Raw genomic sequence first — 18,518 nt, 5'->3', positions numbered from 1 at the left:
GTTGTACTGATTAAACAAGCTGTGCTGAAACAAAAAAACGGGCAGGAGCAGACCGAAGCCCACTCCTGCCCGAGAAAACCTGCGGAGCGGGCTAGGCCGGCTCCACGAGTGTCGTGAGGCTACGCAGAAACGGCGACGGCCTCAGCAGCCACCGGCACCACGATGTTCTGTGCTTCAGCCTTGGCTGAAGCAACGATGTTAATCACTTTGCGGCCGCCCTTGTTGCCGAACTCGACCGAGCCCGCAGCGAGTGCGAACAGCGTGTCGTCGCCGCCACGGCCGACGTTCACGCCGGGGTGGAAGTGGGTGCCGCGCTGGCGAACGATGATCTCGCCGGCTGAGACAACCTGACCGCCGAAGCGCTTCACGCCGAGGCGCTGCGCGTTGGAGTCACGACCGTTGCGAGTAGAACTCGCGCCCTTTTTGTGTGCCATGAGTTTCTACCTCGCCTTACTTGATTGTGGTGACCTTGACACGAGTAAGCTCCTGGCGGTGGCCCTGGCGCTTCTTGTATCCGGTCTTGTTCTTGAACTTCTGAATGACGATCTTCGGGCCGCGGAGGTCTTCGAGAACCTCAGCCGTGACCGTGATCTTGGCAAGCTTGGCCGAGTCTGACGTGATGTTCTCACCGTCGACCAGCAACACCGCTGCCAGCTGGATGTTGCCGTCTTTGTCGGCCTTGATTCGGTCGAGGGTCACGATGGTGCCGACCTCTACCTTTTCTTGCCGACCACCGGCGCGCACAACTGCGTAAACCACTTCACGTACCTATTCTCTGAGGATTGCATATGCCCAGCGGGCGAATGCCACAATGCCCCTGTGAACCAGGAGCAAAAAACTTTGCTGATTGCGCGGGCGTAGCCAAGCGCGCACCAACGGTCTACTTTACTTCAGGCTGGGCCTCGGGTCAAACGCGCATCCGTCGTTTTACCGCCAACACGCCGTGCACAACTGTACCCTTCGTAGACTGAGTGGATGACCGTGCTGATCGATGTGCCGCGGTGGCCCGCGCACGGAACCCTGTGGTCGCACCTGATCAGCGACAGTTCGCTCGACGAGCTTCATGCCTTCGCGTGGGGAATGGGCATCCCGAAGCGCGGTTTCGACCTCGACCACTACGACGTGCCGCGTGAGCGCTACGACGAAATCGTCGCGGCCGGCGCTCACCCTGCAACGATGCGCGAGATCGTGCTGGCGCTGCGCACCAGCGGCCTGCGCGTACCCGCCCGCGACCGCGCCGGCCATAACCGCCGCCGCTGACGCCCGCGCCGCGCTACGCACTGCCGCACTGCCGCACTGCCGCGCCGCCGCGCCGCGAGAGAAGCCGTTTCAGACGAGAGAAGCCCCCGGAACGGGTGCTTTCGTCTGAAACGGCTTCTCTCGCGGGGCCGAAGGGCGCGGGATGGGGTCAGTCGGCCGAAGGCGGGGTTGGCGGGGTGACGGGGGCGCTCAGGGCGGCCGTAGAGACTCGGCGGCTGCGCGAACGGCCCTGACCGGGCTGCTTGGGCTCGGGAAGGTGCTCGAGCACCGAATCGAGCAGCTTGTCGGCGTCGACGCGCTTCTGGCGCGGGGCGACCTCTGGCGCGGCCGGCAGATCGAAAATGGGCAGCTCGACATGCGTCACCGGCTCAGACGGCTGCTTCGTGAAACCGGCGGCGCCTCTCGCGGAGGCGGTTTGCGCGCCGGAGCGCTCAGCGGCGGCAGGCTCAGCGGCGGTGCGCTGTGCACCGGCGGGCTCAACGGCCGGAGCCGAAACAACCTCGGGCTGGCCGGCGTGAGCTCCCGTTCTCGGCGCGATTTCTGGGCTCGCAGCGAGAAGGGAATCTGCGTCTGCTGCTGCGGCCTCGGCGTTCGCTGCCGCGCGCTGGCTGCGTGAACGGCGGGAGTTTCGGCGCGAACGCCCCGAGGGCGCACCCTGGTCTGTGCCTCGCTGACCTGCTGCCTGGTCAGAAACCGACTCGCCGAACTGCGACTGTGCGGCGCCATTCTGGTCGCTGTCAGAGGCGTCACGACCAGTTGCGGAGCCGTGTGCACCCTTGTCGCCCTGCGTCGACTGATCAGCCTCGAGGCCACGGGCTGCGTGCTCATCGGCCGAGATCGTCGGCGTGACGCTTGTCTCAGCATTGCTGCCCGAGGCCGCTTCGGCTACTTCTGCGCCCGGGGCGCCGTCTGAAGCCGCGCCAGCCGCCGAAGCACCAGCCGCTACAGGCGCAACGCCGGCCGAAGCCGGACGTTGCCCGTTCGCTGCGGCGATAGTACTGGCTGCGATCTGAGCGAGGGCGTTCTGCGCAGCCGGGGTGATGCTGTGCGTCACACCGTTGGTGTGCGATGCACCATTGGCGCCGGCCCCGTTCGAACCCGAACCGTTGCCGCCATTCGAACCGCCGTTACCGCCGTTCGAACCGCCGTTGCCGTTGCCGTTTCCGACCCCGTTACCGCCGTTGCCGCCCTTGCCGCGCGAGCGGCGATCGGGCTGCGGCGTCTGCTGCTGCGTGCGGTGCTTCGAGACGGGGTCGTGGTGGATGACCACCCCACGCCCGGCGCACACCTCACACGGCTCACTGAACGACTCGAGCAACCCGAGACCGAGCTTCTTACGCGTCATCTGCACGAGCCCGAGCGAGGTGACTTCGGCCACCTGGTGCTTGGTGCGGTCGCGGCTGAGGCACTCCACGAGTCGGCGCAGCACGAGGTCGCGGTTCGACTCGAGCACCATGTCGATGAAGTCGACCACGATGATTCCGCCGATGTCGCGCAGGCGCATCTGACGAACGACCTCGTCGGCCGCCTCGAGGTTGTTCTTGGTGACGGTCTCTTCGAGGTTTCCGCCGGAGCCCACGAACTTGCCCGTGTTGACGTCGACTACCGTCATGGCCTCGGTACGGTCGATGACGAGCGAACCTCCAGAAGGCAGCCAGACCTTACGGTCAAGCGCCTTCTCGATCTGTTCGCTGATGCGGTACTGGTCGAAGATGTCTTTGTCACCCTCGTAGATCTCGATGCGGTCGACGAGGTCGGGCGCGACCTGAGCGAGATAGGCCTCGATGGTCTGTTGTGCATCCGACCCGCTGATGACGAGCTTGTGGAAGTCTTCGTTGAACACGTCGCGAATGATCTTCACGAGCAGGTCTGGTTCGCCGTGCAAAAGGGCCGGCGATTGCAGTGCCTTGACATTGTCGCTGATGGCAGACCACTGGCTGATCAGGCGGTTCACGTCGAGGGTGAGCTGTTCTTCGGTGGCGCCTTCTGCCGCCGTGCGCACGATGACGCCCACGTTCTCGGGCAGAACCTCTTTGAGGATCTTCTTCAGGCGCGAACGCTCGGTGTCGGGCAGCTTGCGCGAGATACCGTTCATGTTGCCGTTCGGCACGTACACGAGGTAGCGGCCGGGCAGCGAAACCTGGCTGGTGAGCCGGGCACCCTTGTGACCGACGGGGTCTTTGGTGACCTGAACGAGCACGGTGTCGCCGGGCTTCAGCGCGAGCTCGATGCGGCGTGGCTGGTTACCGGTGTCGGCGGCCTCCCAATCGACTTCGCCGGAGTAGAGCACGGCGTTACGGCCTCGGCCGATGTCGACAAAAGCGGCCTCCATGCTCGGCAACACATTCTGCACGCGGCCGAGGTACACATTGCCGATGAGTGAAGCCTCGGCGGCCTTCGCCACGTAGTGTTCCACCAGCACGCCGTCTTCGAGCACGCCGATCTGAATTCGGTCGTGACTCGAGCGCACGATCATGGCACGGTCGACCGACTCGCGCCGGGCGAGAAACTCAGCCTCGGTGATGACCGGGCGACGGCGGCCGGCGTCACGGCCATCGCGGCGACGCTGCTTCTTCGCTTCGAGACGGGTCGAGCCTTTGACGCGCTGCGGCTCAGTGATGAGTTCGGGCGCCTGGGCCTGGCGCGGCGGGCGCACTTTGACCACGGTGTTCGGCGGCAGCTCGTCAGGCAGACGGCTCTCTTCGCCGCTGCGGCGACGAGTGCGGCGGCGCAGCGTGTCTGAGCCGCGGTTGCCCCGGCCGTCGCGATCGTCTCGGTCGCGATCGTCTTGGTCGTCTCCTCGATCGAAATCGTCGAAGTCGTCGCGGCCATCTCGGCCTCGGTCGCCGCCGGCACGGGGCGGCAGCGGCTGGATGTCGGGGGCCTGAAAGAGCAGCGACGTGGTCGTGCGAGGTGCCGGAGTCTGCGGCGCGGCCGGGGCCTGGTTGATCTCGGGCTCGAGCCACGGTTCGCGGGGTTCGGAGGCGTGTGCGCCTGCGCCCAAAGTGTCGGCAACGGCGGAGTCTGTCGCGGTTGTGGCGGTGTTCTCGTCGCCAGCCGGGTTCACGGCAGGGGTCTCGTCGTTGGGCGAGTTGGAATCTTCAAAATCTGACACGGGGGCCTTCACATCTGTTGGGGCCGATGTAGTGGCGACCGAGTGCGCAGCGTCAGCACGGGCTGCGGTGTCGACCGCGCCTGCCTGAGTCACGGCATCCGGTCGCCCGTCGGCGAATGGTGCGAGCACGGCGGCGGAGTTCGCTGCCGATTCGTTCGGTTGCGCAGGTGCGTGACGGGGCTGGCCCTCGGTCGAAGCACTCACGGCAGGGTCACTCATAGCAGCGGCCGCAGAAGCAACGCTCTCTGCCGCCTTTCGCGCCGCTTTGCGCCCGCCGAACAGTCGAGACCGTCGTTTTACCGGTGGCTCTTGCTCACTATTGAAACTGTCTTCCACCATTGCTGGTGCACTCCTCACCCCGACTTGCTAGCCGCGCCGCCGGCCGGGGAACTCTCTCGTGCGAACGCCCGCCTGAGCGGAATTCGCAAATCTTTCACGATCTCAACCGGCCCTGGCTCATGTTCTGGCACTGCCTGTGTTTTGGCACTGCCTGTGTTTCTGGCACTGGCTCTGGTCGACTATTCGTGTATTCACTCGCGCCCCCCGGAACGTGCTAACGACTCCGGTGAGACCCGAAAAGCTTTTTCTGCTGTCAGTCTGGGCGCGGCCCAGGCGACATACAGCCATTATCGCATGCATTCCCAGATGGGGGGTCGAACGACTGTGCGAGAATGCCACAGTGATGTCAGCCGCCCCAACCGAATCTGTGCCGATTCGACGCCCGACCGGCCTCGCGGTTTTTCTGATCGTGGCCGGCGTTCTCGGCTTCGTCGCGTCATTCGCCCTCACTCTTGAGAAAATCGAGACGCTCATCAACCCGGCCTACGTGCCGTCGTGCAACATCTCGGTGCTGGTGAGCTGCGGGCCGAACATGGCGAGCTGGCAGGGGTCGCTGTTCGGGTTTCCGAACCCCATCATCGGTGTGGCGTCGTTCGCGATGGTCGTCGTCGTCGGCGTGTCGATACTCGCAGGGGCGCGGTTCGCCCGGTGGTACTGGATGCTCTTCAACCTCGGCATCGTGCTGGCACTGATCTTCGTGATCTGGCTGATGGGCCAGAGCATTTTCGTGCTGGGCACGCTCTGCCCCTACTGCATGGTCGTCTGGGTGGTGGTGATCGCCCTCTTCTGGTACGTGACGGTGTTCAACCTGAAAGAGGGCAACATTCCGGTGCCAGCCGGCGTGCGAAGCATCGCCGCGCTCTTCTACCCGTGGCTGTGGCTGCTCGTTCTGGTGTCGTACCTCGTGGTTTTCGTGATCGCGCAGTTGCGCCTCGACGTCATCCAGTCGCTTATCAACAGCTGACAAAGTATTACTCACGTTTTGTTACGATGAAGCGTGGCTGCGAACGAAGATCTGTCGTCGCGACACGGCGCCGCGCTGGCACGGCTTGTGGGCGAATTCGATCACCTAGGTGTTCTGACCCGCGATGGCCTGGTCTTGGAGTTCGGTGCACCCGATGACGAGAGACTGTTCTGGGACTCGCGCCTGCTAAGTTGGGGTGACTTCAGTGCAGTTACCGTCGACGGATCGATTAGGTCGATGACTTTGGGGTGGACCGAGCACCCCGTCGATCCGAGACTCGTGGCACCGATTCCGCTGTGCGTCGTCGAAGAGCTAGAGACGTGGAACCAACTAGTCAAAGCGGCAGTGGACTCGGGTTTGCCTTTCGAGGTTGTGGGCTGGCCCGAGAAAAATGCATCCGACGACGCTGACGCGAGAACGGAGAATTCCCGCCGTATCCGTTTCGCCACAAGACTCAGTCTGGTGCTCACCGACGGCACGGTGGACCACTACTGGCGACGGGTCAGCTGAGCATCCAGTACCTCGGGCAGGGTGCGCAAAAGCACCTCAAACCGGGGTCGGAGGTGCTTTTGCGCAACCTACGCGGCGACTTGGCGGGTTGCGCGAGGGTTGGAGGTGCGGGGTGCGGGAGGCGGGGTGCGGAAGGCGCGGGCGGCGGGGTGGCGGGTTAGGCGAACCAGAGGGCGAGCTCGCGGGCGGCGGATTCGGGGGAATCGCTGCCGTGCACGAGGTTCTGCTGCACCTTGAGGCCCCAGTCGCGGCCGAGGTCGCCGCGGATGGTTCCGGGAGCTGCGGAGGTGGGGTTGGTGGTGCCGGCGAGCGAGCGGAAGCCTTCGATGACTCCGTTGCCTGCGACGCGAACCGCGAGAACCGGGCCGCTCTCCATGAACTCGATAAGCGGCAGGTAGAAGGGCTTGCCTTCGTGCTCTTCGTAGTGCGCGGCGAGCAGAGTGCGTTCGGGCTCGAAGAGTTTGATGTCGACGAGCTGGTAACCCTTGGCCTCGATGCGGCGCAAGATCTCGCCGATCAGGTTGCGAGCGACGCCGTCAGGCTTGACGAGAACGAGGGTTTCTTCGGTCTGTGCGGTCACAGTTCACTGCTTTCTAGAGAGAGTCGGGGGTTGAAGGAGGGTCTTGGGCATCGCGGGCGGCGGCCAGGGCACGGTTTTCGCGGTCGATACGCGAGCCGCGAATCATGCAGTACGCCCACATTCCGCCGAACGGAATGGCGACGATGAGCATTTGCGGCACGAAAATCGATGACGCGAGAATGATCGCCTGCAACACCCAGCCAATCACAAAACCCGACGGCCGTTTCAGCAACGGGATGATCGCCAGCAACAACACCGTCAGCAACCCGCCCCCGCCGAGCGCAACGAGCGGCGGCAGTTTGTGCAGGCCGAACACCACGAGCGTGGCCAAGAACATGACGATGAACTCGAAGCCGAGCACGATGGAGCCGAGGCTCTCTTGCACCGAGCGTTGCCGCCGAACGCGCACGCGCGGCGCCCGCCTTGAGCCGCTCGCGCGATTGGGGTCGTGCGACGCAGCGCCCGACGCGTCGGCGAAAGCCGGGTCGGCCGCGGCGCGCCCACCCCGCTCTGCCGCAGCAGCGCTCGCATCACCGCGACCGGGTTCGGGCCGGGGTGAGCCGTCGGGCAGCTGGTCGCTCACGGCTTCCAGCCCTCGTCGGCGGCGAGCGTGATGATCTCACCGACCAGAGTGATCGAGCCCGTCACGAGAACGGCGCCGCGCTCCGATTCGGCCGCCGAATCGCGGGCGAGTGCAGCGGCCTCGCGCGGGTCGAGCTCCACGACGACGCGGTCGGCGCCGGCGATGCCCACAACGACGCTCGCCAGCTCGTCGGCGTTGGTCGCGCGGTCTGACGACGACTGCGTGATGACGAACTCCGAAACCACAGGCTCGAGCGCGCGGATGATGCCCTCGGCGTCTTTATCCGCCAGAATGCTCACCACCGCAACGACCTTGTCGAACGAGAAGTACTCCTTGACTGCTGCGGCGAGCGCGAGTGCTCCCCCGGGGTTGTGTGCGGCATCCACCAGCACGGTCGGTTCGGTGCCGATGAGCTGCAGCCGGCCCGGCGAGGTGACCGTGGCGAAAGCCTCGACGAGAACGTCTTCGACGATGGCGTTCGCTCCCCCGCCGAGAAACGACTCGACGGCAGCAACAGCGACGGCCGCATTCTGCGCTTGGTGGTCGCCGTACAGCGGCAAGAAGATGTCTGTGTACGTGCCGGCGATGCCCTTAATCGACACCACCTGGCCGCCCACAGCGACGCTGGTCGAGAGCACCTGAAAGCCCTCGTCTTCGACCGTGAACGTCGATTCGGTGAGCTCGGCCGCACGCCGCAATTCGACGAGCGCCTCGGGCTGCTGCCGAGACGTGACTACCTGCGCCGCGGGCTTGATGATGCCCGACTTGGTGCGCGCGATCTCTGCGACAGTGTTGCCGAGGCGGGCCGTGTGGTCGAGCGAGATGGGAGTGAAGACGGCGACCTGGCCATCGGCGACGTTCGTCGAATCCCACTCGCCGCCCATGCCGACCTCGATCACGGCGACATCGATGGGAGCGTCGGCGAACGACGCGAAAGCCAGCACGGTAAGGGCCTCGAAGAACGTGAGGCGGGGTTCGCCGCTGTCGATCAGCTGAGCATCCACTAGCCCTAAGTAGGGCTGAATGTCGGCCCAGTTCGCGGCGAGCGCCTCGTTGCTGATCGGTTTGCCGTCGACCACGATGCGCTCGTTGAGCCGTTCGAGGTGCGGGCTGGTGAAGAGGCCCGTTCGTAAGCCGTAGGCCCGCAGAATGCTTTCGACGATGCGGCTGGTGCTCGTTTTGCCGTTCGTTCCGGTGATGTGGATAATCGGATACGCCCGATGCGGATCACCCAGCAACTCCACCGCCTGCCGCGTGGCCGACAGCCGAGGCTGGGGTGCGGCCTCGCCGAGGCGATCGAGCAGCTCGCGGTAGACCTGGTCGCCGGCCTCGACGAAGTCGTCGGGCAGATCATCTTCATCGCTGTCGTCGTCGCGCCCGGGGTCTCGGCCGTCGCGCACGGCCAGCTGGTCGTCGTAGGCGTCGGCCAGCTCGAACTCGCTGGGGTCGTCGTCTTCGCCGAAGATGTCGCTGTCGTCATCATCGTCGTCGTCGTCACCGTCGGCCGCGCCTCGCTCGCTGCGATCTGCTGTGCTCGTGTCGCGGTGCACGCCGTCGCCTTGGTCGTCACCGTAGCCGGCGTTGTTGCTCACCTCGTCGTACAGGGTGTGCAGCTCGTCGTCGGGGTTTCGAACGGGTCGCCCGCCATCGAGCTCGCGGTTCGGGTCGAGCTCGTCGTCGTCACCGGGCTTGCCGCCTCCGCCGCCGTTCGCGCCTGAATCAGACATTGGTCACTCCTTCTGGGCGGCTGACGGCAACGATGAACAGATCGGCGTTCGCGTAGCGGCCCTTCTCCACGCGAGCGTAGTGTTCGGGCTGGCTCGCCACCATGTTTCCGATCCACTCCGAGACAAGTACTTCACGGTACTTCTCGAGGTTTCTGAAGTCTTTCGGCGAGACGATGGTGAACCGCGTCGCAAGGGTCTCGGCGGCCACGGCCACCGTGCCGGCATCCACTGCGCTGCGCACCGCATCGGCATCGTCGTCGGAGAAGAAGACCAGGTCGAGGGTGATGCGGTCGCTCACGTCGAAGTCGGCCGACTTGCGGGTGTCTTGAACCGCTCGAATCACGTCTCGGGCGAGCCCTTCGGCCTCGAGGTCGGGCGTGGTCGTGGTGTCGAGCAGCGCGAAACCGCCGCCGGGCAGCAGAGCGAGCGCATGCTCGTCGCCCTCACCGCTCGCCTCGAGCACGAGGTCGTACTCGGCCGGCTCGAGCTCGATGCCGCCCGCCGTCACCACGCCGTCTGCCTCGAACCATTCACCGGAGCGCGCCGCCTTGATGACCTGCTGCACGCTCTTGCCGAGCCGAGGGCCGGCTGCACGTGCGTTCACGGTGAGCTTCGACGTGATGCCGAAGTCGACCGCGCTCGTGGGCCCCTGCTCCACGAACGTCACACTCTTCACGTTGAGTTCTTCGCGCAAGATGTACTCGAACCGTCCAAGCGCCTCGACGTTCTCGGTCACGATCGTCAGGTTCGAGAGCGGCAGCCGCACGCGTTTGCCACTCGACTTGCGAAGCGAGAGCGCGGTCGAGCTGATCGCGCGAATCTGGTCCATCGTGTGCACGAGCCCGGCATCGGCCGGAAAGGCGTTCTCGTTCGGCCAGTCTTCGAGGTGCACGCTGCGCCCGCCGGTCAGCCCCTGCCAGATGTGCTCGCCGATCAACGGGATGAGCGGGGCCGCCACCCGCGTCACAGTCTCGAGCACGGTGTAGAGGGTGTCGAAGGCCGCGGTGGAGTGCTCATCTCCTACTCCAGCCCAGAAACGGTCGCGCGAGCGCCGCACGTACCAATTCGTGAGCACGTCACCGAAGTCGCGCAACTTCGCGGCTGCGAGGGTGGAGTCGAGGGCATCCAAATCGGCCGTGACGTCACGGATGAGTTCGCGCGTCTTCGCCAGCAGGTACCGGTCGAGCACGTCGCCCGAGTCTGTGCGCCACTCGGCCTCATAGCCAGAAGGGTGCTTGTCGCTCGTCGCCGCGTTGGCGTAGAGCGTGAAGAAGTAGTAGGTGTTCCAGAGCGGCAGGATGAACTGCCGAACGGCCTCGCGAATGCCTTCCTCGGTGACGATGAGGTTACCGCCACGCAGCACGGGCGAGGCCATTAAGAACCAGCGCATCGCGTCTGAGCCGTCGCGATCGAGCACCTCGTTCACGTCAGGATAATTGCGCAGGCTCTTCGACATCTTCTGCCCGTCGCTGCCGAGCACGATGCCGTGACTGATCACGTTCGTGAAGGCCGGGCGATCGAAGAGCGCGGTCGAGAGCACGTGCAGCAGGTAGAACCAGCCGCGGGTCTGACCGATGTACTCCACGATGAAGTCGGCCGGGTTATGCGCCTCGAACCACTCGCGGTTTTCGGACGGATAGTGCACCTGCGCGAACGGCATCGACCCGGAGTCGAACCAGACGTCGAGCACGTCTTCGATTCGCCGCATGGTCGATTGGCCGGTGGGGTCGTCGGGGTTCGGGCGCGTCAGCTCGTCGATGTACGGGCGGTGCAGATCAGTGGGGCGCACGCCGAAGTCTTGCTCGAGCTGGTCGAGCGAGCCGTACACGTCGATGCGCGGGTACTCGGGATTGTCACTCTTCCAGACCGGAATGGGCGAACCCCAGTACCGGTTGCGCGAGATCGACCAGTCGCGGGCGTTGCCGATCCACTTGCCGAACTGCCCCTCCTTGACGTTCTCGGGCACCCACTCGATCTCTTGGTTCAGCTCCTCCATGCGGTCGCGAAACTCGGTGACGCGAACGAACCAGCTGCCGACCGCCTTATAGATGAGCGGGTTGCGGCAGCGCCAGCAGTGCGGGTACGAGTGCTCGTAGCTAGCCTGGCGAATGAGCCGGCCGTTGGCCTTCAGCAGTTGGGTGAGAGGCTTGTTTGCCTCGAAGACTTGCAGACCGGCGACTTCGGTGATGTTCGGCAAGAAGCGCGCGCCGTCGTCGACCGAGATGATGACGGGGATGCCGGCCAGGGCGCAGACCTTCTGGTCTTCTTCGCCGTAGGCCGGGGCCTGGTGCACGATTCCGGTGCCCTCGGTCGTTGAAACGTAGTCGGCTACCAGAATCTGCCAGGCGTTCTGCGTGCCGTACTCTTCGGTGTCGGCGTAGTAGTCCCAGAGGCGATCGTAGGTAATGCCCTCGAGCTCGTGGCCCTTCACCGTGCGCGAAACAGCGGCGCGGGCATCCTCTGCCGAGTCGTAGCCCAGCTCTTTGGCGTAGTTGCCCACAAGGTCTTCGGCGATGAGGTAGTCGGCACTCAAGACTTCTGCTGCAGGATGCTCGGCGGCACGCTCGCCCTGAACCTCGGCATCAGCCGTGCCATTCGGGCCCGACGGCACCACCGCGTAGGTGATGTTCGGCCCCACGGCTAGCGCGAGGTTCGTCGGCAGCGTCCACGGCGTGGTGGTCCAGGCGAGCGCGCGCACAGCGGTCAGGCCGAGCGCCTCGGCCTTCGTTCCCGTCAGCGGAAGCGTCACCGTCACGGTCTGGTCTTGCCGCATCTTGTAGACGTCGTCGTCCATACGCAGCTCGTGATTGCTCAGCGGGGTCTCGTCGTGCCAGCAATACGGCAGCACTCGAAAGCCCTCATAGGCGAGCCCCTTGTCATAGAGCTGCTTGAACGCCCAGATCACGCTCTCCATGTACGTGATGTCGAGCGTTTTGTAGTCATTCTCGAAGTCGACCCAGCGGGCCTGTCGGGTGACGTACTCCTGCCACTCGCCCGCGTATTGCATGACAGATGCCCGGGCGGCATCGTTGAACGTGCCGATGCCCATCTCTTCGATCTCGCGCTTCTCGGTGATGCCGAGCTGGCGCATCGCTTCGAGTTCGGCCGGCAAGCCGTGGGTGTCCCAGCCGAAGCGGCGGTCGACCTTCTTGCCACGCATGGTCTGAAAGCGCGGAAAAAGGTCTTTGGCGTACCCGGTCAGCAGGTGCCCGTAGTGCGGTAAGCCATTGGCGAAGGGCGGCCCGTCGTAGAAGACCCACTCGTCAGCTCCTTCGCGGTTCGCGATGGATGCCCGAAAGGTGTCATCCCGCTTCCAGAACGCGAGCACCTGCTCTTCGAGCTCGGGGAAGCGCGGAGACGAGACGATGCCGAAGGCGGCGCCTGAGCCGCTGCCGGTGCCCGTACTGTCGTTCCCGCTGCTACCAGCGCGCGCCGTTTCGGCGGCAGCCGCGCCATCGAGCGAAGGGTTCTGCTTGGGGTAACTCATTGTGCTCCTGGAAGGCCGAATCGCTGTTGCCTCTTCCACGAGGACGCCGGCGAGACGTTCACTCGTCTCGTTCAGCGCGGTACCACCCCGCTTATTCACCCAAGCCCACATCGGGCCGTGGCGAATCGCTTGTTCTTTGGCTGTGACGGGCCAGACCCGGCCGGTTCTACTGAGTTTCGCTGTGAGACGAAACCGTTCTTCCGGCGACTCCCCGGTGATAACCGGCTCATAGTCTTCTGGTAGCAATCTTACACTGCACCACACGCACCTGCGGCGGGTGATCGCGTCGTTCTCTCGACTTCTCGCCCGCTTGACCACCGCGACTCAATATCGTAATGTGATGACATCTCAGTATGAGTTTTCATCATTTATGTGGAGTCTATCGATGGATTGTTTGGCAAGTACCGGGCTGTCTGTCGCGGGCTGGCTCGTTCTCGGCACCAGCGCCATCGGGTTAGGTCTCGTTGCATGGCTGGTCGTTCGACTTCAGGTTCGGCGCGGGGCCGCCGGAGCAGGCCTCGTCTGCATTCTCGTCGCGGCGGCGCTGCTGGCCGGCAGCATTGCTCCGCAACCCGCTCGCGCTTCGGCGCAGGCTACGTGCAACGGGCAGAGTGGCTCTGCTCACGGCGGCGGCGGTTCCGGCGCGGCCGGCCAGGGCTCGCCGTTGGTCACCGGTTCGCAGACGGCCACCCCGACCCCGCTGCCGAGCGCAACGACACCTCCAACGCCCGTCAGCACTCCGACAGCTACGCCCACGCCGACCGACCCAATCGATTTGGCGCTCTCGTCGAAGGTCAGCGTCGCGATCGTACGAGACACCATTCCCACACCAATCAACTACCAACTGACAGTGTCGAACACCTCGTCGACAGATAGCACGGCTCCCATCGTCGTGAAGATCGCGAAGAACACGGCAGCCGATGCCGGTGGAATGCTCTATGTCGGGCCAGACTGGCTGATGGACACCACGACTGACCCTCTCAACTATCTTGCCACCTACAGCAAGCCGATTGCAGCGGGTACCATTTCGCCCGAATTGACCGTGCTGTACGTCGCGGTTACGACGGCCGGCAGCGATCTCGAACTCAGCGCTTCAATCGAACCCGGCTCGGGTGGCGACACGAACGCCACGAACAATTCGGTGACTTCGACGATCAAACAGATCTCCGCCTTCATCGACCTTGTTCCCCTCGCAAGCGTCACCCCCACCACCGTGAAGCACGGCACTCCCACGGTCGTGGCCTACACCGTGACCGTCGCGAACATTCAAACCCACGCCAGCGAGCCGGGTACGGTGGTCAGGGTACGTAAGCACGCTGAAGACGGCGGGGGTGGTATCTCGGTCACCGGAGTCGGTTGGAGCGTCGACTTCGACAGCGACCCCGACAACTACGTGCTGACCTACTCGCTCGCAGTTGCGGCCAGCGGCTCGTCGAACCCTGTCACGATCACCTACCCAGAGTGGACCACCGCGACCCTGTTCCCGGTCATTCTGTCGAGCACGATCGACAGCGACTCCGGTGGCGACAACAACCCAGGCAACAACACCCGGGTCATCAACCTGCTCACCTCGTGACTACAACGCGACGAGACTCTGCGAATCGGTGCATCACCGTGCACAGATGACCTCACTAGCGCAGGGCAGTCACCGAGCGCCCGTGCGGTCACCGCCAGAAGACGAGCGGCGATCAGTAGGGTTGACTCATGGTCGAACAGGCTCAGAAACCCGGGCGAGGGCGCCCCCGATCATCCTCACGCGAACTTCTCGAAGACGCCGCCTTCGAGCTCTTTCTCGAGAACACCTACGCCAAGACCACCATCGAGCAGATCACCCAGCGCGCGGGGGTCGGTCGCTCGACCTTCTTCAACTACTTTCAGGGCAAGAGCGACGTGTTCTGGGTCGACGTCGACGGCGCCGTGCAGCAGCTCAGCGACGCCCTTGCCGATCAGGCTCCGGATGCCCGGCCACTGCCCGCGATGGGCGCCGCCCTGGCATCGGTCACCCGCGAGTTCGGCCCCTCGCGGGTGCCCTGGATACTGACGCAGTACGCCCTCATCGGGTCGGCCCCTGAGGTGCAGGCCTCAGCACTCGCACGCTTCTCGCAGTGGGCGGGCATCCTCGCCACCTTCGCCGGAGTGCGTCTCGGGCTCGACCCCGCCTCGACGCTACCGCGCACCATCGCCTACTCACTGACGGGCGCCCTCGTTGCCGCAGCGCAGGAATGGGCCGCTGCGGGCACGGCCCGCGGCTCTCTCGAGCCCTACGTCACCGCCGCCACAGCGCCGCTGCTCACCGCCTTCGCGCCGCGCTCCGCGCTGCACCCCGCGGCGCCCTCGCTGTAACGCACTCCGTTTGACCCAAAAGCGCCCTCAGCGGCGCCAGAAGGCGCCTTTGCGTCAATCGGCGCGCCGGCGCGCCAGCGCCCCGCGCCCCGCGCCCCGCGTCCGCGCGCGGGCTAGGAGGCGGCGTGCGCCTCGAGAAACTCGTACACCTCGCGGTCGTCGACCCCGGGGAACGTGCCCGAAGGCAGGGGCGACAAAACTTGCGCGTGCAGGCGGGCGCTCGGCCAGGCGCTCGACGACCAGCGGTCGACGAGGTCGTTCGGCGGGCGCTTGCAGCACGACTCGTCGGGGCAGCGCGACAGCGCGCGCTTCTCGGTGTCGCGCCCGCGAAACCACTTCGCGTCGGCGAACGACGTGCCGAAGCTGATGGAGAACTCGCCCGCGGCGGTCGTGCCCGTCTGCGTGGCGCACCAGAACGTGCCGCTTGGGGTGTCGGTGTACTGGTAGAACTCCGTCGACCGGTTCGTTCGGGTTAAAGCGATGCGCGCGGCCCAGTTGCGGCAGACGAACTGACCCTCCACGGCTCCCGTCACGTCGTGCGGCAGCGGCAGCCCATCGTTCTCGTAGGCCTTTTGAATGGCCCCGTCGTCGGTGAGGCGCAAGAAATGCACGTCGATGCCCAAGTGCGAGGTGGCGAGGTTGGTCATCCGCAGCGCCGCCGCCTCGTGCGTAACACCGAACGCATCTCGAAAGTCTTCAACCGAGAGATCTCGGCGCGCCTTGGCGGCCGCCAGAAACTTCACCGACGCGGTCTGCGGCATGAGCGACGCGGCCGCGAAGTAGTTGATCTCGAGCCGCTGACGCAAGAACTCGGCGTAGTTGCTCGGCGGCTGGTGGCCGAGTACCCGGTGCGCCATCGCCTGCAGAGCCATCGAACGCAGGCCGTGCCCGCCGGGAATGGATGCCGGCGGCAAGTAGATGCGCCCGCTCGCCAGGTCGGTGACCGAGCGCGCAGAGTGCGGCAGATCGTTCACGTGAATGAGACTGAACCCGAGGTCTTCGGCGAGCAGGCTCACCGTGCGGTGACTGAGCGCGCCGCCCTGGTGGCCGACTCGGGCGAGGGTCTGCTCGACGACCTTCTCGAGGTCGGGCAGGTAGTTGTCGCGCTCGCGCATGTTCTCGCGCAGTTCGGTGTTGGCGCGGCGGGCCTCTTCGGGGGTGGCGATGGATTCCGTGGCGCGGCGGATGAGTTCGCGGTGCAGGCCGACAAGAGACTCCAGGGTCTCTTGGGGCAAATTGCGACTGGCCGGCACTTTGGGCAGACCGAGCGAGGCATAGAGGTCGCCGGTCTGAGCGCGTGCGAGTTCGATCTCTAGCGCGGTACGGGCATCCGGAGCCTCTTCACTGAGCAACTCAGCGAGCGGCACATTCAGCTCAGTCGACAGAGACTGCAGCAAAGAGAACTTCGGCTCGCGGCGGCCGTTCTCGATGAGCGAGAGCTGGCTGCCGACCACGCCCACCTTGTCGCCCAGCTGGTCGAGGGTGAGATCGGCGATCTTTCGAAAGTGCCGGATGCGACGGCCTAGGGTGATGAGATCGGTGGAGGTAGACACTGGCATCTTTGCTTCCTGTAAAAAAGGGTGATTCTTTCGCGCGAACAATCAAGAATGTACCGCAAATTGGCCGCACAGTAGAAGAAGACCACGAAAATACTTACGAAATCGACGCCAAGGAGCCACGATGAGCATCCTCGAGAGTTCACTGCCAGACCCAGCCAACGACCCCGCCGTCATCAAACCGGCCAGCCTGCGCCTCGTCGAAGCCGACGAGACCGCCGCGGCCTCAGGTGGCCCTGCGCTGCGCATCGATGCCGGCATCGCCGCCTGGGTCTCAGACGTGGCCCGCCTCACTCAGCCCGACGAGATCGTCTGGTGCGACGGCTCCCGTGCCGAGTGGGATCAGCTGACGAAGCTGATGATCTCGCAAGGCACCCTCATTCGCCTCAACCCTGAGTGGCGTCCGAACAGCTTCTTGGCCCGCAGTGACCCTGCCGATGTGGCACGTGTCGAAGATCGCACCTTCATCTGCTCGGCCGAAGAGGTCGACGCCGGCCAGACCAACAACTGGCGCGAGCCTGCCGAGATGAAAGCCGAAATGCTGTCACTCTTCGAAGGCAGCATGCGCGGCCGCACCATGTACGTGGTGCCGTTCTCCATGGGCCCCGTCGGCGGCGCGCTCTCGCAGGTCGGCGTTCAGCTGACTGACTCGCCCTACGTCGTCATCAGCATGGCGTTGATGACACGCATCGGCACCCCTGTGCTGAACCTCATCACCGATGACACCGAGTGGGTTCCCGCACTGCACAGCGTCGGTGCACCGCTGGTGGATGCCGCGGGCAACGTCACCGAAGACGTCGCCTGGCCGCACAACCCCACCAAATACATCTCGCACTTTCCCGACACCCGCGAGATCTGGTCGTTCGGTTCGGGTTACGGCGGAAACGCCCTGCTCGGCAAGAAGTGCTTCGCCCTGCGCATCGCGTCGGTCATGGCCCGCGATGAGGGCTGGATGGCCGAGCACATGCTGCTCATCAAGGTCACGTCACCCGAGCAGCACGTCTACCACCTCGCAGCGGCGTTCCCCTCGGCGTGCGGCAAGACCAACCTCGCGATGCTGAAGCCGACCATCCCGGGCTGGAAGGTCGAGACCATCGGCGACGACATCGCCTGGATGCGCCCCGGCCCCAACGGCAAGCTGCGTGCGATCAACCCCGAGCGCGGCTTCTTCGGCGTCGCCCCCGGCACCGGAATCGTCACCAACCAGACCGCAGTCGACACCATGTGGGGCAACACCATCTTCACGAACGTCGCCCTTCGCGACGACGGAGACGTCTGGTGGGAGGGGCTCACCCCGAACCCGCCGACGCACCTCATCGACTGGCAGGGCAACGACTGGACCCCCGACTCGAAGACTCCGGCCGCTCACCCGAACGCCCGGTTCACTGTCACCGCCGACCAGTGCCCGTCGATCGCCCCCGAGTGGGACGACCCGGCAGGCGTCGAGATCGACGCGATCTTGTTCGGCGGCCGCCGCCCCTCGACCGTTCCGCTCGTCGCTCAGGCGAAGAGCTGGTCGCACGGCGTTTTTGTGGGCGCCACCATGGCGTCGGAGACCACGGCTGCCGCAACCGGCGCCGTCGGCCAACTACGCCACGACCCGTTCGCCATGCTGCCGTTCGTCGGCTACAACATGGCCGACTACTTTCAGCACTGGCTCGACATGGGCGAGACGTTGGGCGCGGACGCTCCTCCCATCTTCCAGGTCAACTGGTTTCGTAAAAACGACGAGGGCAAGTTCATGTGGCCCGGATTCGCCGAGAACTCGCGTGTGGTCGAGTGGATCATCCGCCGCCTCGAAGGCGAAGTAGCCGCCCGGCAGACCCCCATCGGCGGTCTGCCCCTGGTACACGAGTTCAACATCGAACGCACCGATGTCACCGAAGACGACCTGCAGACCCTGCTCGGCGTCGACAAGCAGGCCTGGGTCGCTGAGGCCGACGAGACCGAACGCTACTTCGGTTCACTCGGCGACGACCGGATGCCCGCGGCCCTCTACAGCGAACTGAACAAGTTGCGCGCGGGGCTCGCCAAGCTCCCCAGCTAGCGCATCT

General features: G+C 65.0%; 14 protein-coding genes. 6 read left to right on the top strand and 8 right to left on the bottom strand.

Translation table 11 applies throughout. The annotated features are described in order from the left end of the window. Positions 1-119 precede the first annotated feature (119 nt). Together rpmA and rplU are read right to left on the bottom strand one after the other, a co-directional pair. Entirely contained in the window at positions 120-434 is a 315-nt protein-coding gene (gene rpmA / locus IEX24_RS18080) for a 50S ribosomal protein L27 (protein WP_188680851.1), read from the bottom strand. 16 nt (positions 435-450) lie between these two features. After that, positions 451-759, bottom strand: a complete 309-nt coding sequence (rplU, locus tag IEX24_RS18075) for a 50S ribosomal protein L21 (protein ID WP_188680849.1) — start codon at positions 757-759, stop codon at positions 451-453. A 216-nt stretch (positions 760-975) separates the two neighbouring features. On the opposite strand from rplU, the gene IEX24_RS18070 reads away from it, so the two are divergent. Beyond that, positions 976-1,260 carry a DUF4031 domain-containing protein gene (locus IEX24_RS18070; protein ID WP_188680847.1) on the top strand — a complete coding sequence of 95 codons (285 nt, stop codon included), beginning with the start codon at positions 976-978 and terminating at the stop codon, positions 1,258-1,260. 148 nt (positions 1,261-1,408) lie between these two features. On the opposite strand, the gene IEX24_RS19720 is transcribed toward IEX24_RS18070, so the two are convergent. Further along, entirely contained in the window at positions 1,409-4,594 is a 3,186-nt protein-coding gene (locus IEX24_RS19720; RefSeq protein ID WP_229715513.1) for an Rne/Rng family ribonuclease, read from the bottom strand. A 463-nt stretch (positions 4,595-5,057) separates the two neighbouring features. Between IEX24_RS19720 and IEX24_RS18060 the strand changes: the two genes are divergently transcribed. Both IEX24_RS18060 and IEX24_RS18055 read left to right on the top strand, forming a co-directional pair. Further along, positions 5,058-5,678: a vitamin K epoxide reductase family protein gene (locus IEX24_RS18060; RefSeq protein ID WP_188680845.1), complete on the top strand. Its 621-nt coding sequence runs from the start codon at positions 5,058-5,060 to the stop codon at positions 5,676-5,678. A 33-nt stretch (positions 5,679-5,711) separates the two neighbouring features. Next, positions 5,712-6,188: a hypothetical protein gene (locus tag IEX24_RS18055; RefSeq protein ID WP_188680843.1), complete on the top strand. Its 477-nt coding sequence runs from the start codon at positions 5,712-5,714 to the stop codon at positions 6,186-6,188. 157 nt (positions 6,189-6,345) lie between these two features. On the opposite strand, the gene ndk is transcribed toward IEX24_RS18055, so the two are convergent. From ndk to ileS, 4 genes are all read right to left on the bottom strand, one after another. Next, positions 6,346-6,768 carry a nucleoside-diphosphate kinase gene (gene ndk, locus IEX24_RS18050; RefSeq protein WP_188680841.1) on the bottom strand — a complete coding sequence of 141 codons (423 nt, stop codon included), beginning with the start codon at positions 6,766-6,768 and terminating at the stop codon, positions 6,346-6,348. A gap of 13 nt (positions 6,769-6,781) precedes the next feature. Further along, entirely contained in the window at positions 6,782-7,351 is a 570-nt protein-coding gene (locus tag IEX24_RS18045) for a DUF4233 domain-containing protein (protein WP_188680839.1), read from the bottom strand. Next, on the bottom strand, positions 7,348-8,700 hold the full coding sequence (locus tag IEX24_RS18040) for a bifunctional folylpolyglutamate synthase/dihydrofolate synthase (RefSeq protein WP_229715542.1): 1,353 nt from the start codon (positions 8,698-8,700) through the stop codon (positions 7,348-7,350). The genes IEX24_RS18045 and IEX24_RS18040 overlap by 4 nt, the downstream gene beginning before the upstream one ends. A 370-nt stretch (positions 8,701-9,070) precedes the next feature. Then, a complete protein-coding gene (gene ileS, locus IEX24_RS18035) occupies positions 9,071-12,565 on the bottom strand; it encodes an isoleucine--tRNA ligase (RefSeq protein WP_188680836.1) in 3,495 nt (1,164 codons plus the stop codon). A 385-nt stretch (positions 12,566-12,950) separates the two neighbouring features. Between ileS and IEX24_RS18030 the strand changes: the two genes are divergently transcribed. Together IEX24_RS18030 and IEX24_RS18025 are read left to right on the top strand one after the other, a co-directional pair. Then, entirely contained in the window at positions 12,951-14,141 is a 1,191-nt protein-coding gene (locus tag IEX24_RS18030) for a hypothetical protein (protein ID WP_188680834.1), read from the top strand. A 128-nt stretch (positions 14,142-14,269) separates the two neighbouring features. After that, entirely contained in the window at positions 14,270-14,908 is a 639-nt protein-coding gene (locus tag IEX24_RS18025; RefSeq protein ID WP_188680832.1) for a TetR/AcrR family transcriptional regulator, read from the top strand. Positions 14,909-15,021: 113 nt separating this feature from the next. On the opposite strand, the gene IEX24_RS18020 is transcribed toward IEX24_RS18025, so the two are convergent. Then, positions 15,022-16,467 carry a helix-turn-helix transcriptional regulator gene (locus IEX24_RS18020; RefSeq protein ID WP_188680830.1) on the bottom strand — a complete coding sequence of 482 codons (1,446 nt, stop codon included), beginning with the start codon at positions 16,465-16,467 and terminating at the stop codon, positions 15,022-15,024. A 121-nt stretch (positions 16,468-16,588) separates the two neighbouring features. Between IEX24_RS18020 and IEX24_RS18015 the strand changes: the two genes are divergently transcribed. Continuing rightward, on the top strand, positions 16,589-18,511 hold the full coding sequence (locus tag IEX24_RS18015) for a phosphoenolpyruvate carboxykinase (GTP) (RefSeq protein ID WP_188680828.1): 1,923 nt from the start codon (positions 16,589-16,591) through the stop codon (positions 18,509-18,511). Positions 18,512-18,518: the final 7 nt, after the last annotated feature.

It is taken from the genome of Subtercola lobariae, assembly GCF_014640255.1.
GTDB classification, from domain to species: domain Bacteria; phylum Actinomycetota; class Actinomycetes; order Actinomycetales; family Microbacteriaceae; genus Subtercola; species Subtercola lobariae.
Note: the sequence above shows the minus strand (reverse complement) of the source record. Positions and strands in the feature narration are given on the sequence as shown.